The sequence below is a fragment of the Kordiimonas gwangyangensis DSM 19435 = JCM 12864 genome (assembly GCF_000375545.1).
GTDB classification, from domain to species: Bacteria; Pseudomonadota; Alphaproteobacteria; order Sphingomonadales; family Kordiimonadaceae; genus Kordiimonas; species Kordiimonas gwangyangensis.
This window is the reverse complement of the sequence record NZ_AQXF01000003.1, coordinates 318,684-333,604: the sequence shown is the minus strand read 5'-3', so window position 1 is coordinate 333,604 and position 14,921 is coordinate 318,684. Positions and strand designations below refer to the sequence as shown.

Annotated in this window: 14 protein-coding genes and 2 pseudogenes; 6 read left to right on the top strand and 10 right to left on the bottom strand. The window is 57.0% G+C overall.

Annotated elements, in window-relative coordinates:
• Positions 1-6 precede the first annotated feature (6 nt).
• On the bottom strand, positions 7-759 hold the full coding sequence (locus B150_RS0109825; protein WP_020399747.1) for a YebC/PmpR family DNA-binding transcriptional regulator: 753 nt from the start codon (positions 757-759) through the stop codon (positions 7-9).
• Positions 760-957: 198 nt separating this feature from the next.
• On the opposite strand from B150_RS0109825, the gene B150_RS0109820 reads away from it, so the two are divergent.
• Positions 958-1,398 (top strand): GFA family protein, encoded by a 441-nt coding sequence (locus tag B150_RS0109820; RefSeq protein ID WP_020399746.1) that lies wholly within the window; start codon positions 958-960, stop codon positions 1,396-1,398.
• Here B150_RS0109820 and B150_RS20460 read toward each other — a convergent pair.
• Positions 1,395-2,474: a Kelch repeat-containing protein gene (locus B150_RS20460; protein WP_020399745.1), complete on the bottom strand. Its 1,080-nt coding sequence runs from the start codon at positions 2,472-2,474 to the stop codon at positions 1,395-1,397. The two genes, B150_RS0109820 and B150_RS20460, sit on opposite strands and share 4 nt — an antisense overlap.
• A 121-nt stretch (positions 2,475-2,595) precedes the next feature.
• On the opposite strand from B150_RS20460, the gene B150_RS0109810 reads away from it, so the two are divergent.
• Both B150_RS0109810 and B150_RS0109805 read left to right on the top strand, forming a co-directional pair.
• Positions 2,596-4,029 carry a YfcC family protein gene (locus tag B150_RS0109810; RefSeq protein WP_020399744.1) on the top strand — a complete coding sequence of 478 codons (1,434 nt, stop codon included), beginning with the start codon at positions 2,596-2,598 and terminating at the stop codon, positions 4,027-4,029.
• Between the two features lie 6 nt (positions 4,030-4,035).
• Positions 4,036-4,419 (top strand): DUF4112 domain-containing protein, encoded by a 384-nt coding sequence (locus tag B150_RS0109805; protein ID WP_202899419.1) that lies wholly within the window; start codon positions 4,036-4,038, stop codon positions 4,417-4,419.
• Here the strand turns inward: B150_RS0109805 and B150_RS0109800 are convergent.
• From B150_RS0109800 to B150_RS23620, 4 genes and pseudogenes are all read right to left on the bottom strand, one after another.
• The gene (locus tag B150_RS0109800; protein ID WP_020399742.1) at positions 4,406-5,185 is read right to left on the bottom strand and encodes a DUF817 domain-containing protein; all 780 of its coding nucleotides are present in this window, start codon (positions 5,183-5,185) and stop codon (positions 4,406-4,408) included. The genes B150_RS0109805 and B150_RS0109800 overlap by 14 nt on opposite strands.
• The gene (locus tag B150_RS23630; protein WP_425311194.1) at positions 5,182-5,571 is read right to left on the bottom strand and encodes a hypothetical protein; all 390 of its coding nucleotides are present in this window, start codon (positions 5,569-5,571) and stop codon (positions 5,182-5,184) included. Before B150_RS23630 ends, B150_RS0109800 begins: the two co-directional genes overlap by 4 nt.
• Before the next feature lie 132 nt (positions 5,572-5,703).
• Positions 5,704-6,528: pseudogene (locus B150_RS23625) on the bottom strand (ATP-binding cassette domain-containing protein); the annotation flags it as partial.
• Positions 6,529-6,558: 30 nt separating this feature from the next.
• Positions 6,559-6,921 (bottom strand): annotated as a pseudogene (locus B150_RS23620) (ATP-binding cassette domain-containing protein); the annotation flags it as partial.
• A 210-nt stretch (positions 6,922-7,131) separates the two neighbouring features.
• On the opposite strand from B150_RS23620, the gene B150_RS22370 reads away from it, so the two are divergent.
• The 3 genes from B150_RS22370 to B150_RS0109780 all read left to right on the top strand — a co-directional run bounded on the left by B150_RS22370 (position 7,132) and on the right by B150_RS0109780 (position 9,846).
• Complete coding sequence (locus B150_RS22370; RefSeq protein ID WP_020399740.1) at positions 7,132-7,668, top strand: PH domain-containing protein; 537 nt, start codon at positions 7,132-7,134, stop codon at positions 7,666-7,668.
• On the top strand, positions 7,661-9,211 hold the full coding sequence (locus tag B150_RS0109785) for a PH domain-containing protein (RefSeq protein ID WP_020399739.1): 1,551 nt from the start codon (positions 7,661-7,663) through the stop codon (positions 9,209-9,211). Before B150_RS22370 ends, B150_RS0109785 begins: the two co-directional genes overlap by 8 nt.
• A gap of 140 nt (positions 9,212-9,351) precedes the next feature.
• A complete protein-coding gene (locus B150_RS0109780) occupies positions 9,352-9,846 on the top strand; it encodes an outer membrane beta-barrel protein (protein ID WP_020399738.1) in 495 nt (164 codons plus the stop codon).
• An 80-nt stretch (positions 9,847-9,926) separates the two neighbouring features.
• Here the strand turns inward: B150_RS0109780 and B150_RS0109775 are convergent, their stop codons facing one another.
• The 4 genes from B150_RS0109775 to B150_RS20450 all read right to left on the bottom strand — a co-directional run bounded on the left by B150_RS0109775 (position 9,927) and on the right by B150_RS20450 (position 14,785).
• Positions 9,927-12,173: a xanthine dehydrogenase family protein molybdopterin-binding subunit gene (locus B150_RS0109775; protein WP_020399737.1), complete on the bottom strand. Its 2,247-nt coding sequence runs from the start codon at positions 12,171-12,173 to the stop codon at positions 9,927-9,929.
• Positions 12,170-12,640, bottom strand: a complete 471-nt coding sequence (locus B150_RS0109770) for a (2Fe-2S)-binding protein (protein WP_020399736.1) — start codon at positions 12,638-12,640, stop codon at positions 12,170-12,172. Before B150_RS0109770 ends, B150_RS0109775 begins: the two co-directional genes overlap by 4 nt.
• Before the next feature lie 121 nt (positions 12,641-12,761).
• Positions 12,762-13,535 (bottom strand): peroxide stress protein YaaA, encoded by a 774-nt coding sequence (gene yaaA / locus B150_RS0109765; RefSeq protein WP_020399735.1) that lies wholly within the window; start codon positions 13,533-13,535, stop codon positions 12,762-12,764.
• A gap of 29 nt (positions 13,536-13,564) precedes the next feature.
• Entirely contained in the window at positions 13,565-14,785 is a 1,221-nt protein-coding gene (locus tag B150_RS20450) for an MFS transporter (RefSeq protein ID WP_020399734.1), read from the bottom strand.
• Between the last annotated feature and the right edge of the window lie 136 nt (positions 14,786-14,921).

Here is a 14,921-nt window from a genome sequence, read left to right as displayed (position 1 = left end):
TATGGCTTATTCAGCGTCAAGTTCGGCCAGGACATCTTCCGGGATGTCATAGTTGCCGAAGACGGTCTGAACGTCGTCATTGTCTTCAAGTGCTTCGATAAGGCGCATGACTTTCTCGGCGCCTTCTTTATCAAGCGAAATCGGCTCTTTCGGCTTCCAGATGAGCTTCGCGCTCTCTGGTTCCTTGCCGAGCGCTTCGGTGAGCGCGGAAACAACAGCGTGAAGCTCAGCCGCGTCGGTATAGACCGCGTGGCCGTCCTCGTCGCTCTCGACCTCATCAGCACCAGCTTCAAGCGCGGCTTCGAACATATCGTCAGCGCCCGCAGCATCAGCCGGGAAGAAGATTTCGCCCACACGGTCGAACATGAACTGTACCGAGCCGCTTTCGCCCATGTTACCGCCGGCTTTGCCGAAGATGGTGCGAACGTCGGATGCCGTACGGTTGCGGTTGTCCGTCAGCGCCTCAACGATGATGCCAACGCCGCCCGAGGCATAACCCTCATAGCGCATTTCATCATAGTTCTCGGCGTCGCCGCCCGATGCCTTGGCAATTGCGCGTTCGATATTGTCTTTCGGCATCGACTGCGCGCGTGCCGTCGCAATGGCGAGACGGAGGCGTGGGTTGCTGTCTGCGTCCTCGCCGCCCATCTTAGCAGCAACGGTGATCTCGCGGCTCAGCTTCGAGAAAACTTTGGAACGCTTTTTGTCCTGCGCACCCTTGCGGTGCATGATGTTCTTAAACTTGGAATGGCCTGCCATGGTTACCCTCTGCAGCTTATCCTAACATTATTGTTCGTGGTTTTGCCGCGCGGGACAGAGAGGCCCGGCGCCAGTTGGCCCTCTTATTAGCAGATTTAAAGCGCTTGAACAGGGGGAAGTTGGCAAATTCGCCCTATAAAGGAGCGCTTTCTTGTGCCAAGCTGCGCCGCGTGCGCGAATACCCTAGAGGAGGAACAAGTGGCAGTACATGAAGGCGGGTGTTATTGCGGCAATATTGCCGTGCGTGTGACGAGCGAGCAAACGCCGGAAGGCTGGACACCGCGCGCCTGTGACTGTGACTTCTGCACCAATCACGGTGCCGCCTGGGTCTCGCACCCCGATGCCACGCTTGAGATTGAGGTCCAGAACGAGGCCGCCATCAACCTTTTTGAGCAAGGCAGCATGAACGCGCGTTTCTGGCTGTGCCAGCGCTGCGGCGTACTAACCTGCGTGACGTGTGACGTGGACGACGAACGCCGCGCTGCGGTGAACGTGCGCGCACTCGCGAAGTACAAAGATTTCCCCGCCCCGACCACTGTTTCTCCCAAGACCTTATCCGGCGACGAGAAAAAAGCCCGCTGGGCCGACGTATGGATGCGCGGCGTGACGGTCAAGGACTGCTGGGATGTCGGGCTTTAGCGGCAGGTTGTGACCTGGCCGAGGGTGGAAAGTACATCGCCGGTTACCTGTTGCCCAGCAATCAGTCCGCCAATCGTGATCCAGTCACCGGCCCAACTCACAAGGCCGCGGTGGTCCATGCTGGCGACCGGTTTATCATCGTAAGCCACCCAGTTATCCTTGGTGAAATCCCACGCGAAGACATGCTTTTGCGGTTTTGACGGCTCACCGTTGTAGCCAATGCCGTTATAGTTATAGGCATTGGGGGTCCCGCCGACAAAGAGCACACGGTTACCTTCAACGTCACCTTCCCCACCCATGCGGTAGTGGCCACGGCCGGGCAGTTGCGGCAGGCGGCGATAGGTGATGGTGGTGGGGTCATTTTCGTCAATGATGCCCATCCAGCCTTCATTGACCGTGTCGAACTGGCGCCTGCCATCTTCGCTCTCGCCCACCACAGCGACACCGTCCGCAATCACGAAGCGATTACCAACAATGCCGCCTGCGTGACCGAATACCGGGCTGCCGGGATAGTCACTTGCCTTGGACCAACTGTCAGTCGCGACATCATAAACCTGCACGTCGCGCACATTGCCTTCATTGTGCCAGCCGGAGACAAGGTAGATATAACGTGCCTTATAGACAAAGCTGACCGTGTCATCGACCGGCAGCGGCATGTCCGCGATGCGGGTGTAGCTGCCCGCGACGGGATCAAAGACAAAATTCTCAGGCTCCGAAACCTCGGAGCCGTCCTTCGCCACGCTGTACCCACCGAAGAGATAGACTTTACCGCCCACGGCCTCCGCGGTTGCGGCAAGACGACCAACATCCACCGGCACATCAGGCAGCACGCGCCAGCTTGTGTCGCCTTCCCGGAACATGAACGCGCTTTTGGATGTGTCCGCCCATCTTTTGCCAGCCTTCAGGCCAGCGAAAGAAAAGAGCGTGGGTTTGCCGTCCACCTCTGTGACCGCGACCGCATTATTGGCGTGCGCTTCCGGCAGTGCGGGCACACAAGCTGTATCTGCCATGCTTGACGATGCACCTACGAGCGCCATCAAGGCGGCAGCACCATGAGCAACCAAAAGCTTCTTCATCAAACCACCCTCCGCATCATGCCTTGAAAATGAAAGCGCAAAACAACACCGCGTGACATCATCCTGCTTAACTGCCAATATTGGTACAACAATAATAAATCAGGCATCTGGAGGCTATTTTATGGCGAGCATTTCCGCCAGTGAAGGAAAGCCGGAAAAAAAGAAGGGGTGGTTTCCGGATTCACTTGTTCTTATTTTTTCGCTGATCATCGTCGCGCAAATCCTGTCTTACATCATTCCTTCCGGTACTTTTGACCGTGTCCCTGCGCCTGAAGGCCTGCATGGGGACATGGTGGTGCCCGGCAGCTTCCATGCCGCTGAAGCCGCGCCAAGCCTTGAACCCTGGCATTTCCTGACCGCCATCCCGCGCGGGCTTGAAAGCGCGCAGGAGATTATCTTTCTTGTCTTTCTTGTGGGCGGCGTGATCGCACTCCTGCGTGCCTCGGGCGCGATTGACGCGGTGCTGTTCCGCGCGGTGCGTGCCTTTGGCGCAAGCCCCGGCATCCTGATTGGCGGCACGCTCGTGCTTTTTGGTGCGGGCGCCTTCACCATCGGCATGGGCGAAGAATATATGCCGCTCATCCCCATCCTCGTGACCATGTGCCTCGCCATGAAGCTCGACAGCATTGTCGCCATGGGCATCCTGTGGGCCAGTTACGGCGTTGGCTGGGCAACTGCCGGCACCAACCCTTTTGGTGTGCTCATCGCGCAGGATATCGCGGGCCTGCCGCCCACCTCCGGCCTGTGGTTCCGTGTGGTATTGTTCCTTATCTGCCTGTTGATCGCTTTTCAGCATATCTATGCCTATGCGCGCAAAATTCAGGCTGATCCCAGCAAAAGCCTTGTCGCCCACGTGGACTATTCCAAGGGTTTTGACATTCCAGAGGATGTCGCCTTCACGTGGCCACGCAAGCTGATCCTCTCGGTGTTTGTGGGCGGTATCGTCTTCTTCGTATACGGCGCGCAGAACTGGGGTTGGTATATTCTGGAGCTGAATACCATCTTCCTCGCCATCGGTGCGCTGACCGCGCTCATTGCCCGCATGGACCCGAACGACGCAGGCAAAGTGTTTGTTGGCGGCGCGGCGGAGATGACGGCAGCGGCCCTTCTTATCGGTTTCGCCCGCGCGATTGAAGTTGTGCTGACCGACGGCATGATTATCGACACCATCATCAACGCCATCGCTTCGCTGCTGGATGGCCTCGGCCCCGATATGGCGGCGCTTGGCATGCTTGGCGTGCAAACCATCACCAACTTCTTCATCCCCTCCGGCAGCGGACAGGCTTTTGTGACCATGCCGATTATGTCCCCGCTTGCGGATCTTACGGGCGTATCGCAACAAACAGCCGTGCTGGCCTACCAGTTTGGTGACGGTTTCACCAATATGGTTGTGCCCACCAGCGCGCTCGTGATCGGGACCCTCGCGCTTGGGAAAATCCCCTATGTGCAATGGGTGAAGTTCGTGACACCGCTTCTCCTCAAGCTGTTTGCTTTCGCGGCGGTCGCCCTCGTCTTCTCCGTCCACTTCGGGGAATACATCGGGTTCGCGAACTAGGGGGTGATGATGGCAGAAGCCGGCCACAACAGCATGAATGAAACCAACCGCACACGGGCGAAGCGCATTTATCGCCTTGCCCGGCTGCTCGACAGTCAATTCAAGTTGCCAGGCACCAGCATCCGCTTCGGCCTCGATAGCATCCTCGGCCTGATACCCGGCGCTGGTGACACGGTGACAGCATTGATGGCCGCCTATATCATTCTTGAAGGCTGGCGCATGGGCGCAAGCAAGGGCACAATTGCCCGTATGCTCGTGAACCTTGTCCTCGACTGGGCCATAGGCTCAATCCCATTGATCGGCGACCTTTTCGACATTGGCTACAAGGCCAACATCCGGAACATCCATCTGCTTGAGGATGAGCTTGGCGTGGCGTTCAAGGACCTTTAGGTTCAGCCTGCGGCTTTTGAATGATGCTCACCAGTGCGCCGCTGATGATCATCAAGAGGAACCATGAGCCAAGCTTGGAGAACGAGACGAGCTGCCAGCCCTCATGCTGGTTGGGGTACAGCCAAATCTTGCCGAATGTGGCGATATTTTCCGCGAGCCAGATAAACCCGGCACCGAGAAAAAGCGCGAGCAGAATGGGCATGCTGTGCCGCCTGCCGTTCGGCGTGAAATAGATGCGGCAACGGGCATACATAAGCACTGTCGCCGCAAACAATAGCCCGCGTACGTCCCAAAAATAGTGATGGGTGAAAAAATTCACATAGATGGCAGCGGCGAGCCCAAAAGGGCTCCATGCAGGTGGGTAGTTGCTGAAACGGAAGTCAAACAGCCGCCACACGCGGGCAAAATAACTACCGACTGAAGCATACATAAAGCCAGAGAACAGCGGTACGCCGCCAATGCGAAAGAAGTTTTCTTCTGGATACACCCACGAGCCCATATGGGTTTTGAATATCTCCATTACCGTACCGACCACATGGAAGATGAAGATAACCTTGGCCTCGTCCCATGTCTCAAGCCGGAAGGCGAGCATGATGACTTGCACAAGAAGCGCGCTCAGGAACAGGAAATCATAGCGGGCGATCAGGGCGTCCGCTGGCCAGAAGAAATAGCTGCACAGGATTAGCGCGAGCAGCACCGCGCCAAAGAGGCAGGCCCAGGCCTGCTTGATGCCAAACCACCAAAGGTCCGACAGGTGCGCCCTCACCGGTCCAGGCTTTCCCGCAGTTCCTCAAGCTCCAGCCAGCGCATTTCCTTCTCATCAAGCGTATCGCGCATGGCCTCAAGCTCTTTCGAGAGGCTCTCGAACCGTTTGAAGTTCTTGGCATAAAGATCCGGGTCCGACAGTTCGGCTTCCATGTTCGATATTTTCATCGACAGCATTTCAACTTCGGCCGGAAGCTGGTCAAGCTCGCGCTGGTCTTTGTAGGAAAGCTTGCTGGCTTTTTTCTTCGGCGCGTCTGCGATGTTGGTGACATTCGCCTTCGGCTTCTCGGTGCGCGCGGGTTCCGCCGCTTTTTCCGTCAGCGCCTTCAGCGCCTTGTAATCGGAATAGCCACCCGGATATTCGGTCACCGTGCCGTCACCTTCCATGACAATCGAACTGGTGACCACGCGGTCAAGGAAGTCCCGGTCGTGGCTCACGAGCAGGATGGTACCCTTATAATCCGCCAGCACTTCCTGCAGAAGGTCGAGCGTATCCATATCCAGGTCGTTGGTCGGCTCGTCGAGGATCATCAGGTTCGACGGCTTGGCGAAATTGGCCGCGATCAGCAGCCGGTTACGTTCCCCGCCCGAAAGCGCATGCACCGGTGTGTTGGCGACAGACGGATCAAACAGGAAATCCTTCAGATAGCTCATCACATGTTTGCTCTCGCCGCCCACAAAGACCCAGTCCCCGCGCCCGCCGGTGAGCACGTCAACAACGGTCATGTCGTCCTTGAGGTCAGCGCGTTTCTGGTCGATGAGGATGGTCTCAAGGTTGGTGCCAAGCTTGATGCTGCCTTCGTCTGGCTCAAGCTCGCCGACGAGAACCTTGAGGAGCGTCGACTTGCCCGCGCCATTCGGCCCGATGATGCCGATACGGTCACCCCGGTTGATGCGGACGGAAAAATCCTTGAAGAGCGTGCGGCCATCATAGGCCTTGGAGATATCCTTGGCTTCAATCACCCGCGTGCCCGAACGGTCGGCGCCCGCGAGCGAGATATTCACCTGCCCCGTGGCCTGCACCACGTTCCGGCGCTCCTTGCGCATGTCATAAAGGCGGCGGAGGCGGCCCTGGTTCCGGGTCCTACGGGCGCTGATCCCTTCAACCGACCAGCGGGTTTCTTCCTTGATAACCTTGTCGAGCTTCTTGAGCGCTTCTGCTTCCTCACCGTAAACCTTTTCCTGCCATTCCTCGAACTTGGTGAAGCCTTCATCGAGGCGGCGGATACGGCCACGGTCAAGCCACAGGCAGGCGGTGGTGAGGTTCTGCAGGAAAGCGCGGTCGTGACTGATCAGCACCATGGCACCGCGCCAGTTCTTGAGGAACGCCTCAAGCCACTGAATGGTGTTGATATCAAGGTGGTTGGTCGGCTCGTCGAGAAGCAGCAGTTCCGGCTCGCCAATCAGGGTGCGCGCGAGTGCGGCGCGCCGCAGCTCCCCGCCTGATGCGGTCGACGGTGCCGCGTCACCTTTGATATCAAGGTCTTCAATCAGCACATCAGCGCGGTAGTCCTGGTCCTGCTCGTCCTCCGGCAGGCCACCCATGATGTAATCCTTAAGGGTCGCATACGCGCTCGCGTCCGGTTCCTGCGGCAAATAAGCGATGCGGCTGCCAGGCTGGACCCAGCGCTCGCCACCATCGGGCTCAATGATACCCGCAATCACCTTGAGCAGCGTGGATTTACCCGTACCGTTGCGACCGATCAGGCAAAGCCTGTCCGTAACGCCGATGTGCATTTCGAGCGCATCGAGAACCGGGTTTGCCCCCCAGTGGAGGTTGATTTCCTTGAGGCTGAGGATTGGTGGCGCCATAATTGCCCTACTTCAGTAACCGGGCCGCAAAAATTGTCGCCCTTGAGATACGCCCGCCTTATACCCAAGTATGGGAAAGACGTTCAAGTCCTGCCTAGAGGCGAGCGAACAAATAACTGTGCGAGGGGGAAGCGCATGGCCACGACAGGTTTCACGACAGAGCTTATTCAAACGGATGATTTGCCGGAAGCGGACAGCATCAATTACCAGCCGCTGGACCGACATCACGCCAGCACGCTGCTCATAATTTCGCTGCTCTCATGGGCCGGGCTCACCACCGGCTGGTCGGTTATCATTACAGTCACTGGGCTTGCTGCGCGCTTCTCTCATGGCTACCTGCTCTACCTTCTGCCGCTGATTGCACTGCCTATCATCATCTTCTTCTGCCGCCTTGCGGCATCCCTGTGCGGCTATGCAGTCCGGGAACAGGATGTGCACTACCGAAGCGGCATTTTCTGGCGCGGCGAGACCTCATTGCCCTTCAACCGCATCCAGCACGTGGAAATAACCCGCGATATCCTCGACCGTTTCTTCGGCCTCTCGAAGCTCAAATTCTTTGCCGCAGGTGGTGGCAGCGCTGACCTCACCATCCCCGCGCTGCGGGAAGAAGAAGCCATCAAGCTGCGCGCTTTCATCCTCGAGAAAGTTGGGGCCGACCATAACGATGACTGACTTCAGCGCGGAAAATCAGGACGCCACAGTGCCGGGGAGCGAATGGCAACGCCTGTCGCCCATGTCCGTCATATATTTTATCCTGCGATTTGTCGTCGGCTTCGCCCGCCAAGGCATTCAGAATCTGGCCATTTTCGGGGGTATCGTGTTCGCGACCGGCAGCAACCGGTTGGGCATGATTGTGTTTGGGATCGGCGTAGCGCTTGTCGTTCTTCTGGTGGCGTCCGTGCTTTCCTACATCAACTTCCGTTTCCGCGTGAACCGGAATGCCTTCCTGATCCACCGCGGCGTACTGCAGAAAAAACGGCTGACCCTGTCGTTTGACCGCATCCAGAATATCGCCATCAAGGAACCCATTTATTTCAGGCCCTTTGGCCTCGTAACCATGGCGCTGGAGAGCGCTGGCTCGGCATCTGAGGAAGTAAACCTTGCGGGCATCGACCGCCGGGTAGCAGAAGAGCTGCGTAAAGCCGTGCTCGCCCGTCCGGCAGTTGCTGAACCTCAGGCTGCCGCTGTGGCAGACGCACTCTCCAACGAGGATAGCGCAGGCGTGCTACTCCATCACAAGGTTGGTGAGTTGGTGCGCTATGGCCTGTCGAACAATAATATGTGGGTTTTTGCGGGTCTTGCCGCCGGTGCCATAAGCCAGGTGGACGACAAAGTTGGCAAGATGATCAACGAATGGCTCAAGCTACCGGAAAGTTATATCGCATCGCTGGATACCATTACAGCCACTCTCCTCGGTATCGCTACGCTTGTTGCACTGTTCGCCTTCATGATGCTGCTGTCGGTCATTGGGGCCATTGTCATTTATCATGATTACCGGCTCAGCTTTGAGGATGGCCGCTTCCTGAGATTGAAGGGCCTGTTTGAACGCTCGGAAACCAGCCTGCCTGAACGCAAGGTTCAGGCACTGGAACTGAAGCAACCATGGCCTGCAATCCTGTTAAAGCGCCGCCACGCCACACTGCTGCAGGTCGGCTTTTCAAATGACTGGGAGGAGGGAAACCTCAACCCCAAACAGTCGAAATTCATCGTACCCAGCCTGACGGACGAGAATACCGCAAAGCTTGTATCGCACCTGTATCCCGATCTGGATTTTGGTGGCATAAGCTTCACAGGTGTCAACCCGATGTACCTGAAGCGCCTGTTCTTTGTTGACTGGGCCAGCCCCGTGGCTTTGCTCTCGGTTTCATTGTCATTTCTGGCCACACCATGGTTCCTGCTTCTGAACCTGTTACCCGCCCTCATACTTCCGTTTATGTGGCTGAATTACCGCAGGTTGGGATATTGGTCGGACGGCAGGTATTTTGCCGTTCGCACCGGCTTAATCGGCCACAAATTGGTCTTATTTCCGCTCCACAAGGCGCAATCAGTGAAGGTCACACGCACGCCGGGCCAACGGCGCCGCGGGCTTGCGACCCTCACGATCAAACTTGCAGGACATAAGGTGAAAATTCCTTATGTCCCGGACCTTGTAGCGAAAGGGGCGAGAGACCATATCCTGCGAGTTATTTTCGCTGGCCACACTCCGTGGATGTGACAAAAACATCACATAAATCAGTAAGTTAAAACAAATCGCACAACGATATTGACTTCTATTTTAGAAGCATTATCTACCCAGCGCGCTTGCACAAAAGACAAGCGTGAAAAAACAACAGACCAATACGAGGATTGAGAATTATGAAAACGAAACTTATGACAGCGACCGTAGCAGCAGCCATGCTTTTTGCAGGTGCGGCTAATGCACAAGAAGACAACAAACACTTCGACGGCTTCTTCCTTGGTGGTGAATTTGGCCACACCTTCAGCGACGCCAATGATGACATTTATTACGGTGCTGTAGGTGGCTACCGCGTACAACTGGCCAACAACATTGTTGTTGGCCTTGAAGGTACGTTCGGCACCGCTGACATCCAGTATCTCGACCATATCTGGACCGTGAACGGTACGGTTGGTTACGCGTTCGGCGCTGAAAAACGCGACCTTATTTTCGGTGGCATCGGCTACGTGAAAGCAAAAGCTTCGGCTGCTGGCTTTTCCGCAACCGGTGACGACATCAGCTTCGTTGCAGGTTACGAGCGCGCCGTGGGTGACAACGTATCCCTGCGCGTGAAAGCTAACGTATACGGCGACGACACTGTGGTGCCGAGCGTTGGTGTGGCTTTCCGCTTCTAATCAGTTAGAGCATTATCAAATGAAAAAGGCGGCCCCTTCTCCCCGGGGCCGCCTTTCTCGTTTTTTTGGCTGTGCGCCGTTTACGCGCTGAGCTGATGCCCGATTGGCAAACGCCGAATACGGTTACCTGTCGCGGCAAAAATCGCATTCGTGATCGCGGGTGCAACAGGTGGCACGCCAGGTTCACCTACCCCGCCCGGTACACCGGTGGTCTCAAGAATGGCGACCTCCACATGCGGGCACTCGTTCATGCGGCACACAGGGTAACCGTCAAAGTTCGTCTGCTCAATGATCCCGTCTTTCGCCGTGATTTCGCCGTGCAGGGCGATTGATGTGCCGAACACAACAGCGCCCTCCATCTGCGACTTCACGCGGTCAGGGTTCACGGCAAGCCCGCAATCCGCCGCGACCCAAGCGCGCGGTACCGAGAGATTGCCATCACCGTCCACAGCCACTTCCACAACAGTTGCCACATAGGTCACAAAGCTGCGGTGCACGGAAAGGCCAAGGCCATGACCCTTCGGCATCTTCTTGCCGTAGCCGGACATCTCAACCACTTTCTTGAGCACACCCTTAAGGCGGGCAGTCTCAAGCGGGTGACGCTCAAGGCTTTCACCATAGTTGAAATAGTCGGCACCGTCTTTCGCGGGGTCGAGCGTACGGTCAGAACCGATCAGCTCCATCCACATGGCGTCCGTGCGTTTGCCAGTGGCTTCCGCCAGTTCATCCACGAAGGAGCCAACAGCAAAAGCATGCTGGATATTGGTCACAGACCGCATCCAGCCAATACGCACATGGCCCCGTGCCCTACCGGCGTCGATCTGCATATTCGCGGTTTCAAACGGGATATCGAGAAGGCCAAGGCCCATTTCCAGCGGCACAGGGTGTTCGGTGGCCGGGTTGAAAATCTCGAAGATCGAAGGAAACGCGGATTTGTGCTTATAGGCGGTTACCTTGCCGTCAGCATCAATCGCCGCTTTCACGCGCTGCGCTGAAATGGTGTGATAGTAGCTGTGCTGCATATCATCTTCCCGCGTCCAGACCATCTTGACAGGCTTGCCTGCGTGTTTGGCAAGGATTGCGGCTTCGGCTGCGAAGTCCGGCTTGGATTTGCGGCCAAACGCGCCACCAAGCAACGTTGCTTCCACATGCACGTCTTCTGGCTTCAGGCCCACATAAGGCGCCACGGTCTGCTGCACCGACTGCGGGTCCTGACAGCAGACCCACATCATAAGCTTGCCGTCCCGCCACTCTGCCGTTGCGGCTGGTGGCTCCATCGGCGCGTGATGAAGGTGCGGCACAAAATAGTCAGCCTCCACTACCTTCGCGGCGCTTGAAAGTGCGCCGTCCACGTCACCGCGCTTGAGGAAGTTTACATCTTCCCCTTCGATGGATTGCCAGAGCGTCTGCTCATAAGCCGCCGTATCATAACCGCCGTTATCGCCAGCCTCGAACTCGGCCGCGAGGGCCTCAAGGCCTTTTTTCGCGGCATAAGTATTGGTGGCAAGGACCGCGACACCGCCAAGCGGTTTGAACATGATCGGCTTCTCGAAAGCTGGCAGCTCTACCACGTCCACAACGCCAGACACCGCCATGGCGGCTTCCTTGTTGTAGCCCTTGAGCTTGCCGCCCAGCACCGGCGGGCGCATGGCGACGGCATAGAGCATGCCTTCGCGCCGAACGTCCTGCCCGAACTGGCTGGAGCCGGTGACAAAATCCTTCATGTAGATATTGCGCACAGGCTTGCCGATGAAACGGTGTTGGTCTTTCGATTTGAACGTAACCTTGTCAACTGCCGGAACCGGAAGTTCCGCCGCGGCCGTGACAAATTCGCTGAAATCAGCGCTATCGCCTGTCGCCTTGTTGACGATACGGTGCTCCCGCGCTTCAACCTGCGACGCGTCAACGTCCCATTTCTTCGCAGCAGCCTGCTCCAGCATCATGCGGGCGGCAGCACCTGCGTGGCGGAAGGTGTCATAGAATTTGCGGATGGACGTGGAGCCATCGGTATTCTGGTCACCAAACTTCTGGTCGCCGAAGGCCGCCACAAAATTGATGCGGCTCCAGTCTGCTTCCAGTTCATCGGCGATGATCTGCGGCAAGCCGGTACGGCTACCCTGCCCCATCTCAACCCGGTGGATATAGATATTCACCGTGCCGTCTTCGCTGATGGACAGATAGTTGGTGGCTTCCAGCATGCCGGATGCTTTTTTGATTTCAGCAAGCAAACCCTTAGACATGAGCGGCGCCGTAAGCACAAGGCCACCAACAATGCCTGCACCCTTCAGGATGCCGCGGCGGGATACGTTTTCAATGTGGAGGCTCATATCGTGCCTCCTTTTACTTTGCCCGATGCCACATCGCGGATCGACTTTTTGATGCGCTGATAGGTACCGCAACGACAGATGTTGCCGGACATGGCGACATCAATTTCTTCATCGGTCGGGTTCGGGTTTTCAGCCAAAAGGGACGCCGCCTGCATGATCTGGCCGGACTGGCAATAGCCGCACTGCGGCACGTCGTTTTCAGCCCATGCAACCTGAAGCGCATGGAGGGTTTCACCGTTCCCCAAGCCTTCAATGGTGGTGACTTCGGTGCCGTCAACATCGTCCATCCAGGTTTGGCAGGAGCGCACGGCCATGCCGTCCACATGCACGGTGCACGCACCACAAAGGCCCGCGCCGCAACCAAACTTGGTACCGGTCATGCCCTCAAGGTCACGGAGATACCAAAGCAGCGGCATTTCACCGTCGCCGTCATAGCTGACAGCACGGCCATTGATTTTGAAATCCATGGGTAATCCCCTCACATTTTCTGACAGTGTGGGGATGAGTATAGCGCGCGAGACGCCTCTGTCGAAACAACTTCTGTTTACCGAAAGCTGCGATTGCTTTGCCTGATCCTACAGACAGACCCTACGGCTGCGGGCGGGAGAAAATCCATTCCGTTGCCGTCGATGCTGCTTCATCAAAGCGGTAGCCTTCAAGGTCAAAGGCCTTCAAGGCTTCCACGTCCGTCAGGCGGTTATCCACCACATAGCGAGCCATCATACCCCGTGCTTTTTTCGCGAGGAAAGAGATCACACGGCCCTTGCCGTCCTTGATTTCCTTGAATACCGGGGTGATCACAGGCGCCTTGAGCGCTTTGAGATTCACCGCGCGGAAATATTCGTTTGACGCAAGGTTCACCAGCACCTCAGCATCCTGTTCCTCAAGGTCCGCCTTCAACTGCTTGGCGATGCGGTCGCCCCAGAAACTATAGAGGTCGCCCCCGCGCCGCGTGACAAATTTTGTGCCCATTTCCAAGCGGTAAGCCTGCATGAGGTCAAGCGGGCGCAGCACACCATAAAGGCCGGAGAGGATACGCACATGCTTGTTTGCAAAAGCGCGGTCCTCGGCACTCATGCTGGTGGCATCCATGCCAACATAAACATCGCCTTTGAAAGCGTCGATCGCCGGACGGGCATTTGCGGGCGTGAAAGGTGTTTCAAAAGCCTTGAAGCGCGCCACATTGAGGTCAGCAAGTGCATCCGATATGCCCATCATGGCTTTGAGGTCATTTGCCCGCAGCTTCTTTGCCTTTTTCGCCAGCATCTCCGCTTGGTCAAGCATACGCGGCGTGTCCGTGCTTTCGGACATATTCTCGCTCTCGAAATCCAGCTTTTTTGCAGGCGACAGGACAATCAGCATAAATACTCTCTCACGCGGTTTGATGTGGCTTATTGCGCGGCGGGTTTGCGCAGTCCCGCAAGACCCCAAAGGATCGTTACCCCAGCCGCGATGACGAGCATAACGAATGCGGACTGATTGACAAGCCGCCATCCGAAATGCTCGAGAATTACACCGGCGGAAAGGGACGCGGTTGCAGTTGTCGCAAACACGATAAACTCGTTCAAGCCTTGCACGCGGCCCTTCTCGGCTTCCGTATGCACTTTGGTGAGCAGGGTTGAGCCGCCGACAAAACAGAAGTTCCAGCCAAGGCCAAGCGCGATAAGTGCAACCGAGAAATTCATGATCTCGATCCCCGAAAGTGCCGTGAGGAAGGCCAGCGCGAAGCAGGCATGGCCCATAAGCAAAATTGGCAGGATGCCAAACCGCTGAATGAGCGAGCCCGTGAACAGGCTTGGCAGGAACATGGCGATCACATGCCCCTGAATAACCGTCGGGCTTTGGCCAAGGAGGCCACAGGCCTTCATGGCAAGCGGCGTGGCGGTCATGACAAAACTCATCATGGCAAAGCCAAGCGCCGCGTTCAGCACCGCCACCACGAATGTAGGTGTGCGCAGGATCACCGAAAGCGGCCTGCCTTTATCCTCCGGCTCTGCATCTGTACCAGCCACGAACGGCTTTTCAAGCGGCCGGAACAGCGCCGCAGGTATCAGCACCAATGCCGACACCAGCCCGGTGAAGATGAAAGCCCCCAGGAAATTGAACGGCAGGAACACGTCATTGAACCAGCGGGTCAGGCTTGGCGCAATGAGCGCGCCAATAAGCCCACCAACGAGCACGAGCGAAATGGCGCGCGCGGCGCCTGAGCTTTCCACGCTCTCTGCAGCCGCGAAGCGGTAGTATTGCGCGCTTGACTGGAACGGCCCGAAAAACAGTGCGCCGAGGCATAGCAGGATAAAGTTTGCGCTGTAGACACCGTATGCCGCCACAAGGGCCGCCGCCACGCCGGCAACCGCACCGAGGCGAAAGCCAAACCGGCGCGAGCGTCTTTGCATCAGCATCGACATTGGGCCTGTGGAAAGCGCGGTCGATAGCACCACAAGCGAAAGCGGCAGGGTCGCGAATGCCTTGTTGGTGGCGAGCACCTCCCCCGCGAGCCCCGCGAAGGTGACCAGCGTCATGCTGCACGACAGGTAACACGCCTGCGCTATCATCAGCACAAATACGTTGCGGTTCTTCGCCCAAAAACTGGTGTCCGTTGCGTGGCTCACGCGGGTCTCCCTACTCTCAAAGCTGTGCAGACCAAAGCACCGCCCGGCAAATTAATCAAGTATGTGCTGAACACTGTTTCCAGTGAAAAACCTTCACACACTGCATCGCCCGCAAAGCCGCGCCAATTAATGGATT

What these genes read in the sequence shown, in the direction of transcription:
- B150_RS0109825 (WP_020399747.1), bottom strand. Translation starts at nt 759, where the DNA reads ATGGCAGGCCATTCCAAGTTTAAGAACATCATGCACCGCAAGGGTGCG.
- B150_RS20460 (WP_020399745.1), bottom strand. Translation starts at nt 2,474, where the DNA reads ATGAAGAAGCTTTTGGTTGCTCATGGTGCTGCCGCCTTGATGGCGCTC.
- B150_RS0109810 (WP_020399744.1), top strand. Translation starts at nt 2,596, where the DNA reads ATGGCGAGCATTTCCGCCAGTGAAGGAAAGCCGGAAAAAAAGAAGGGG.
- B150_RS0109805 (WP_202899419.1), top strand. Translation starts at nt 4,036, where the DNA reads ATGATGGCAGAAGCCGGCCACAACAGCATGAATGAAACCAACCGCACA.
- B150_RS23630 (WP_425311194.1), bottom strand. Translation starts at nt 5,571, where the DNA reads ATGGAAGGTGACGGCACGGTGACCGAATATCCGGGTGGCTATTCCGAT.
- B150_RS22370 (WP_020399740.1), top strand. Translation starts at nt 7,132, where the DNA reads ATGGCCACGACAGGTTTCACGACAGAGCTTATTCAAACGGATGATTTG.
- B150_RS0109785 (WP_020399739.1), top strand. Translation starts at nt 7,661, where the DNA reads ATGACTGACTTCAGCGCGGAAAATCAGGACGCCACAGTGCCGGGGAGC.
- B150_RS0109780 (WP_020399738.1), top strand. Translation starts at nt 9,352, where the DNA reads ATGAAAACGAAACTTATGACAGCGACCGTAGCAGCAGCCATGCTTTTT.
- B150_RS0109775 (WP_020399737.1), bottom strand. Translation starts at nt 12,173, where the DNA reads ATGAGCCTCCACATTGAAAACGTATCCCGCCGCGGCATCCTGAAGGGT.
- B150_RS0109770 (WP_020399736.1), bottom strand. Translation starts at nt 12,640, where the DNA reads ATGGATTTCAAAATCAATGGCCGTGCTGTCAGCTATGACGGCGACGGT.
- yaaA (WP_020399735.1), bottom strand. Translation starts at nt 13,535, where the DNA reads ATGCTGATTGTCCTGTCGCCTGCAAAAAAGCTGGATTTCGAGAGCGAG.